This window comes from Puia sp. (genome assembly GCF_035546395.1).
Classification (GTDB): domain Bacteria; phylum Bacteroidota; class Bacteroidia; order Chitinophagales; family Chitinophagaceae; genus Puia.
In genome coordinates this window covers 868,195-875,705 of sequence record NZ_DASZXR010000002.1, presented here as the reverse complement: position 1 = coordinate 875,705, position 7,511 = coordinate 868,195, and the positions used below count along the sequence as shown (strand labels likewise).

Genomic DNA, 7,511 nt, shown 5'->3' with positions numbered 1-7,511 from the left:
TTCTTCGACATCGGCGGCCACTCCCTCAAAGCCATGCGCATGATCTCCCGCGTCTACCAGCAGTCCGGCATCCGCATCAGTCTCAAAGACGTCTTCAAAGCCGAAACCATCCGAAACCTCGCCCGGATCATGCAGGACATGGACAAGGAAACCTATCAATCCATCGAACCCGTTCCGCCGCAACCAGATTACGCCGTCTCCCATGTCCAAAAACGTCTCTGGATACTCAATCAGTTCGAAGAAAGCGCCTCCGCCTATAACGTCCTCAACGTCTTCCGCATTCGCGGAGAACTCCGCTTCAACTGGCTGGAACAAGCCTTCCGGCATCTGCTCCGGCGTCACGAGATCCTCCGCACCACGCTTACCCGCAACGGCGACCAACTGCGCCAACGCATTCTTCCCGTCGAAGCGATCCCGATCGACATTCGCCGCATCGATTGCAACGGCCACAAAGAGAACGATGCCGCCGTCTTCGAACACATTGGGAACGAACTCGACACCCCCTTCGATTTCGAAAAAGGTCCCCTCTGGCGCATCGCCGTCCTCGAACTATCACCCACGCAGTACCTCGGTATCCTGACGCTCCACCACGTGATTACCGATCGGTGGTCGGGTGGTATCATCCAGGATGAAATGCGCGGCTTCTACGCCGACATCGCCGCCGGCGAAGACATCACCCTGCCCCCCCTCAAGGTCCAGTATAAGGATTTTGCCCACTGGCAGAATGCCCGCCTCGAAACAAACGGACCCGATAAACACAAAAGCTATTGGTTGGAAAGATTTGCCGGTAAGATCCCTGTCCTCGATCTGCCAATCGACAACCCCCGCCCCCGCACGAGGAGCTTTAAAGGCCGCCAGGTGGGCCGCCCTTCACCACAGCATCTCCGTAAACCCCTCGAAGCGATTGCCAAATCCCAGGCATGTACGCCTTTCACCGTGCTCGTATCCATCACCATCGCCCTGCTCCATCGCTACACCGGCCAGGAAGATATCGTCGTGGGCGTACCGGTGGCCGGCCGCGAGCACGGGGAACTGGAAAACCAGCTCGGCTGCTATGTCAACACCCTGGCCGTTCGCAACGAGTTCAGCGGACTTGAAAGTTTCGAACAGCTGCTGATGGAAGTCAACAAGAATTTACTCGAAGGATACAGCCATCAATTGTATCCCTTCGATCTACTCGTCGAACAACTCGCGCCCGACACCGACCGCAGCAGAAGCCCGCTCTTCGACATCATGTTCAACTACGAACAACGCAACGGGAAATTTGAAATAGATGAAGAGGATCCGCTCGAACAGTCCCGCATTTCCGCCAACAAGTTCGATCTGGTCTTCGAATTCTCCGACTATAACGACTATCTCTGGCTCAACATCAATTACAACACCGACATCTTTCACCATGAACGCATCCAGCGCATGATGGATCATTTCTGGGCGCTCGCCGAAGCCATCGTCAATGGCCTCGATCAACCCATCGGCCAGTTGGATTATCTTTCTGAAGACGAAAAACACCAGCTGATACACCGGTTCAATCCACCCCCTACTGATTATCCCTCCACCACCGCCGTTCCGCAATTGTTCGCGGAGATCGCCAGTGCCTTTCCCAACCGCCCGGCCATATCGATGTCCGGCGCGATTCTTTCCTACCGGGATTTAGACCTGGCATCCAATCAACTGGGTAATCACCTGCTTCGGCAACACGCCATTCAACCCGGCGACCGTATCGGCTTGCTCATGGATCGCTCCATCGATCTCATCATCTCCTTACTCGCCATCCTTAAAGCCGGGGCCGCCTACCTTCCTATCGATCCCAGCTATCCGCAGGGCCGCATTGATCATATGCTCGAAGACAGCGCGGCAAAATTACTCATCAGCATGCCCGATCACCCCTGTCTGGATAATAGCGATCATCGATCCCCGGTAAACCACACCACCCTTCTTTACCAACCCAGACAATGGCAGCACGAGCCGGATACGCAGCCAACCAATTGTCCCAACCAAAACGATCTCGCCTACGTCATCTATACTTCCGGCTCGACCGGACGGCCGAAAGGCGTCATGGTCGAACATCGAAGCCTACTCAACCTCTGCAACTGGCACCGGCGCACCTTCGCGGTTACCCCCGAAAGCCGGGCATCCCTCTACTCCGCCATCGGCTTCGACGCCTGCACCTGGGAGATCTGGCCCTATCTCCTCGCCGGCGCCTGCCTCTATCCCATCACCGAAGCCGACAAACATCGGCTATCCACCTTGCTCGCTGTCATCAACATCAATAACATCACTCACAGCTTCCTCCCAACGCCCATCTGCGAGCAACTCCTCACCGGAAACCACCTGCTTCCCCAGTCCTGGTGCCTGCTCACCGGCGGCGACCGCCTGCATATCACCAGCCCCTTACCCATCACAGTATATAACAATTACGGCCCAACGGAATCCACGGTCGTTACGACCTCCGCCCGCCTGGACGCGTCTACCACCGATGCAACCATCGGGACCGCCATCGACAACACCCGCGTTTACCTGCTCGATGCGAACCTCCAACCCGTGCCCATCGGTATCCCAGGCGAACTGTACATCGGCGGCGCCGGCATCGCCCGCGGCTATTTCAACAACGCCGAACTCACGGCGCAACGCTTCCTCCCCGATCCCTTCTTCCCGGAAGACAAAATGTACCGGTCCGGCGATTGGGCCCGCTGGCATTCTTCCGGCCAGCTGGAATTTGCCGGCCGAAAGGACCGGCAGATAAAGATCCGGGGCTTCCGCATCGAATTGGAAGAGATCGAAAAAGTGGTTGCACAGCAATTGCCCAACACCTCCCAGATCAAAGTCCTCGTTACCGGCGAGGGAAGCGAAGCCCGCATTGCTTGCTTCTACGCCTCCGCCCAGCCCGCTTCCCGTGATCCCCGCGACGCCGTCCGGGAATTCCTACCGGCATACATGGTGCCTAACCGCTTCATTCGTCTCGATACCTTTCCCCTCACCGTTCACGGCAAGATCGACGAAGACGCCCTTCGGCAACTGGAGACGACCACGACCGCCGCGGACACGGCCCAAACGGCCGACCTGACACCCGACGAACAACTCCTTTTCACCATCTGGCAAAAGTTGCTTGGCCGCCATTCTACCGATCCACAAGCCAGCTTCCTCGATAACGGCGGCAATTCTCTCCTTGCGATAAAGCTGCTTTCGGAGATCGAGACGACTTTCAGCAAAAAGCTGTTCATTCGCGATGTCTACAATTATCCCACCTTGCAACAGCTCGCGGCCTATATCCGTAAAGACCCGGATAAAGCGATCAGCATTGCCCTCAACGCCCGCACGTCCGGCAAACCTATCGTCTGGTTCCTCCCGCCGGTCATCGGTATCCCAACCGTGTATGAACACCTCGGTAGAAAACTGGAACCTGTTTGCCACGCGATCGCGTTCGATCTGACGGCCATCACCGACGAAACAGAAAACGTCAGCATTGAATCCATCGCATCAGCCTGCGTGAAAAACATCGTCTCCGGCGATAACGACGAAAAAATTATCCGCCTCGTCGGCTATTCCATGGGCGCCTGGGTAGCATATGAGATCGCCCGGCAACTCGAGCGACAAGGGAAGCACTGCCTGGTGGTCCTAATCGACAAAAATCCGCCTCCATCCCGGCAAAACAAAAATCGCTTACCTTCCCCGGCAGAAATATCCAATACCATCGACCACGAATTTGCGCACTGGATCCAGTTCTTTGATATCCCGGCCGAAATGGAGAAACGCAAGGCGGCCGTACACAAACATTATCTCGCCATGCAGGCGTACGCTCCTGCCGGCACGATCAAGGCCGATATCCTGGCCATCGACGCCGAAAGACCCGAAAAGTTCCGTTTCCTGAAAAGCGCCCGGACAAAGACCTGGGCCGCATTCACCTCTGGAACCTTTACCCGCGCCAGCATCGAATGCGATCACTACAACATCATCCGTCGCCGGGAACTGGAAGACATCCTTACTTTATCTTTTAAATGATCCCATCATGAAATATCTCGCTGGCATTAGCCTGACCCTGCTGACCATCGGCGTCATCTACCTCCTCGACAACCATTTCGGCCGCATCCCGCCTCTCGGAAAGGTCCTGAGCCCGGGCGACGGTATTTGGAAGAACGCTGAACCGGTTACGCCCTCCGATAACGCTCTCCTAAGTCGACCGGAAGTGCACGATCCCGTCCTGGTGAAATACGACAGCCTCGGCGTCCCTCATATTTTTTGTTCCAACGATTACGATCTCTATTTCACGCAAGGCTTCGTCACCGCCAAAGACCGCCTCTGGCAAATGGACATCCAGGTCCGCAAAGCGCTGGGTACCCTCGCAGAGATCGCCGGGCCCGCCCTTCTCGAAGAAGATAAATATTACCGCCGCATCGGTCTCCGCCAAAGCGCTCTGCAGTCGATGGCATTGATGTTACAAAACGATACTTTGCGCAACGCGCTAGAAGCATACGCCGCCGGCGTGAATGCCTATATCGACAGTCTTTCTCCAGACAGATTTCCAATAGAATTCAAACTGCTGGATTACCGTCCCGCGCGATGGCTGCCTTTGTATTCCGTGCTGATAATGAAACTTTTTGCGGAGACACTCAGCGGCGCTTCAGACGATCTGGCCATGAGCAACACCCTCGCCGGCCTGGGGCCGAAAGCAACAAGCGAATTATTCCCGGACCATCCCACCGATTCCGAATTCGCCGTACCGCCCGGAACCCGGTGGAATTTCAAATGCGCCGCCCCGGCTTCGCAGCCGATTTCCCCGTCCACTTCGCGGCTCACCGGAAATTTCCGTGCAAAGAAAAGGATGGAAGGCATCGGCAGCAATTGCTGGGTCACCAACAGGACGAGTACCACCCACCCCCTCCTCGCCAACGATCCCCACCTCACCTTGTCCTACCCCTCCGTTTGGTACCAGCTGCAGTTACAAACCCCGGCTGCCAACACCTGCGGAGTGTCGATCCCCGGCATCCCTTTCATCGTCATCGGCTTCAACGACCATATCGCCTGGGGCATGACCAATATGGATGCCGATGTACTCGACTGGTACGCCATTACCTTCCGTGATCAAACTAAAAACGAATATAAATACGGCAATACCTGGCGTCCCACGTCAAAAAACATTCAGCACCTCCACGTCCGCGGTCAGCCCGACGTGGACGACACCGTCGTGTCCACCCACTATGGACCGGTCGTCTACGAAAATATCGCCGGCAGTTCCGACGAGAATAACTATAATCATGAAGCTCCGCCGGGGTTTGCAATGCGCTGGACAGGCGCCATCCCGTCTCAGGATTTGCTCACCTTTTATCTCCTGAACCGGGCCGTCGATTATCCTGCTTTCCGCAACGCCTTGCAATATTTCCAGGCCCCGGCACAAAATTTCCTTTACGCCGACACTGCCCACATCGCCTATGTCGCCGGTGGCCTATTTCCGATAAAACGACAGGACCAGGGAAAATTCCTGCTGGACGGCGCATCACCAGCCGATGAATGGAACGGGTTTATTCCAACAGACCAATTGCCGGCGATAAAAGATCCCGCCCGCGGTTACCTCTTCTCCGCCAACCAGGCACCAGCCGACAGCAGCTACCCCTATTACATCAACTGGCAGTTTGCCGGATCGGAAAGAGCCGCACGCATCCACCAATTACTTGCCCGCCGGTCCGACCTTACGGCGCAGGATATGGAAAGGATGCAAAACGACAATTACAGCATCTTCGCCGATCAGGTCTTAGATACTCTTCTCTCCGACATCAGCCACAAGCCGACCTTATCTTCCCTGGCCCGGCAATGCCGCGACAGCCTGCTCTTCTGGAACCGGTATTACGATCCGCATTCCATGGCCGCCACCATTTTTTCGGCATGGTGGGCAGAATTCTTCAACCAAACCTGGCAGGACGAGTTCGGTGGCGACGAAGACCATCGCCGTTATCCCTCCCGTGCCACCACTGCCGAACTTCTTCTTCATGCCCCTTTCTCTGCCTGGTTCGATAACAAACACACTCCGGCACACGAAGACCGCAGAACCATCGCCGGATCATCGTTCATCGCGGCTGTCCAATCGCTTAAAACCCGGTTCGGCGACATCGGCCCCCGATGGCAATGGTCAGCCTATAAACATGCCTCTATTCAACACGTCTTCCAACTCCCCGGCCTCGGTTCGGGCGATCTGGAAACAGGCGGCTCCTCGACGGCCGTAAACGCGATGACAACCAATTTTGGCCCCTCTTGGCGAATGGTCGTGCAAACAGGCGCCGAACCGATAGGCTTCGGCATCTATCCCGGCGGTCAGTCCGGCAACCCCGGCAGCCCCAACTATGATAATTTTACGGGTTATTGGCTGAAAGGCGAATACCGGGAATTGCCGTTCCTTACAAATAAATCATCCCGCCTGCCCGGACTGTCCACTCAGCTCATCATAAATCCCCAAACATGGTAATGTATTGCATTCTCTTGCTGGCTGCGGTCCTGGTGACCGTCCTCCACCCCTGGTGGCTCATCGCTCCGCTCGCCTTCCTTATCGGAGGGTTTTGCACCCGCTCCGCCAGTCGGGCGGCAATAATTGGATTCGCCGCCGTCTTCACCGCCTGGCTGGCTTGTGCCTGTTACTATAGCCTGCCCAATCACCAGCTGCTGGCCACCCGGATGGCGGGATTCTTCCTGTTACCCAACGCCTGGACGCTGATCATCACTGCCGCCATTCCTGGAGCGTTGACCGGCGGTCTGAGCGCCGCTTCGGGCGTCCTGGTAAGAGCGATGTTCAAAAGGAATAAACCTGTGTAGAATCGCTGGCTTTCACTTCCAGCAATGGCGATGTCCATTGCCACAGGAACCGCGCTTTGTAGATCTTCGCGCCCGCGGGAAGCGACTCATTCCTTGTACTGGCCGCATCGACGGCAATATGATAGCTTCCACCTCCCGGATCGGTTACGACGAGCCGCCGCTGGAAATTAGCCGGATTTTTTATAAGCACGCTATGCCGTTGAAATACTTCGGCGGTCTCCGCATTCTCCGCATCGACCGCCCGAACTCCTCCCGCCAATTCCGAACGCCCTCCTGCATCCATCAATTTTACCCGCCCGCCCATACTTATTCCCTTCCCCCCGCCATCAGCCTCGTCCTTCACTAACAAAGAGTTTTTATGATCCGTCCGTATCGACTTGATCCTCCCGGCCGGTAAAATGATGATAAACTTCGACGGCTCCAGCCACGCATCTTTTTCCGGCGATATGTTCAATTCCCCATCTACTACCGCTACAGTAATTTTGGCGAGGACATTGGCATCTGCCCGTATCAGCACCTTCTCCGGCGCATCCTTGGACAAAACCACCACCCCACTCACCTTCGAAAGCAGCCGGTCGTATCCATTCAGCTCGTACTCCTTCAGATTGATCGTCCCATTACCCTTGGTAATATGCCGCGTATTTCCGCAGCCGGCGCTCAGTATCACACCCAAAAAAACGATACCCGCAGTTACGATAGATTTCATGGCATAG

4 protein-coding genes are annotated in these 7,511 nt (G+C 56.0%); 3 read left to right on the top strand and 1 reads right to left on the bottom strand.

What is annotated here, in order from left to right; genetic code table 11:
• From VHE34_RS04735 to VHE34_RS04725, 3 genes are all read left to right on the top strand, one after another.
• Window positions 1-3,999, top strand: a 3,999-nt coding sequence (locus VHE34_RS04735) for an amino acid adenylation domain-containing protein (protein WP_325585141.1), incomplete at its 5' end; no start/stop codon positions are given.
• A gap of 7 nt (window positions 4,000-4,006) precedes the next feature.
• Complete coding sequence (locus VHE34_RS04730) at window positions 4,007-6,454, top strand: penicillin acylase family protein (RefSeq protein WP_325585139.1); 2,448 nt, start codon at window positions 4,007-4,009, stop codon at window positions 6,452-6,454.
• A complete protein-coding gene (locus tag VHE34_RS04725; protein WP_325585137.1) occupies window positions 6,448-6,798 on the top strand; it encodes a hypothetical protein in 351 nt (116 codons plus the stop codon). The genes VHE34_RS04730 and VHE34_RS04725 overlap by 7 nt, the downstream gene beginning before the upstream one ends.
• Here VHE34_RS04725 and VHE34_RS04720 read toward each other — a convergent pair.
• The gene (locus VHE34_RS04720; RefSeq protein ID WP_325585135.1) at window positions 6,776-7,504 is read right to left on the bottom strand and encodes a GIN domain-containing protein; all 729 of its coding nucleotides are present in this window, start codon (window positions 7,502-7,504) and stop codon (window positions 6,776-6,778) included. The two genes, VHE34_RS04725 and VHE34_RS04720, sit on opposite strands and share 23 nt — an antisense overlap.
• Between the last annotated feature and the right edge of the window lie 7 nt (window positions 7,505-7,511).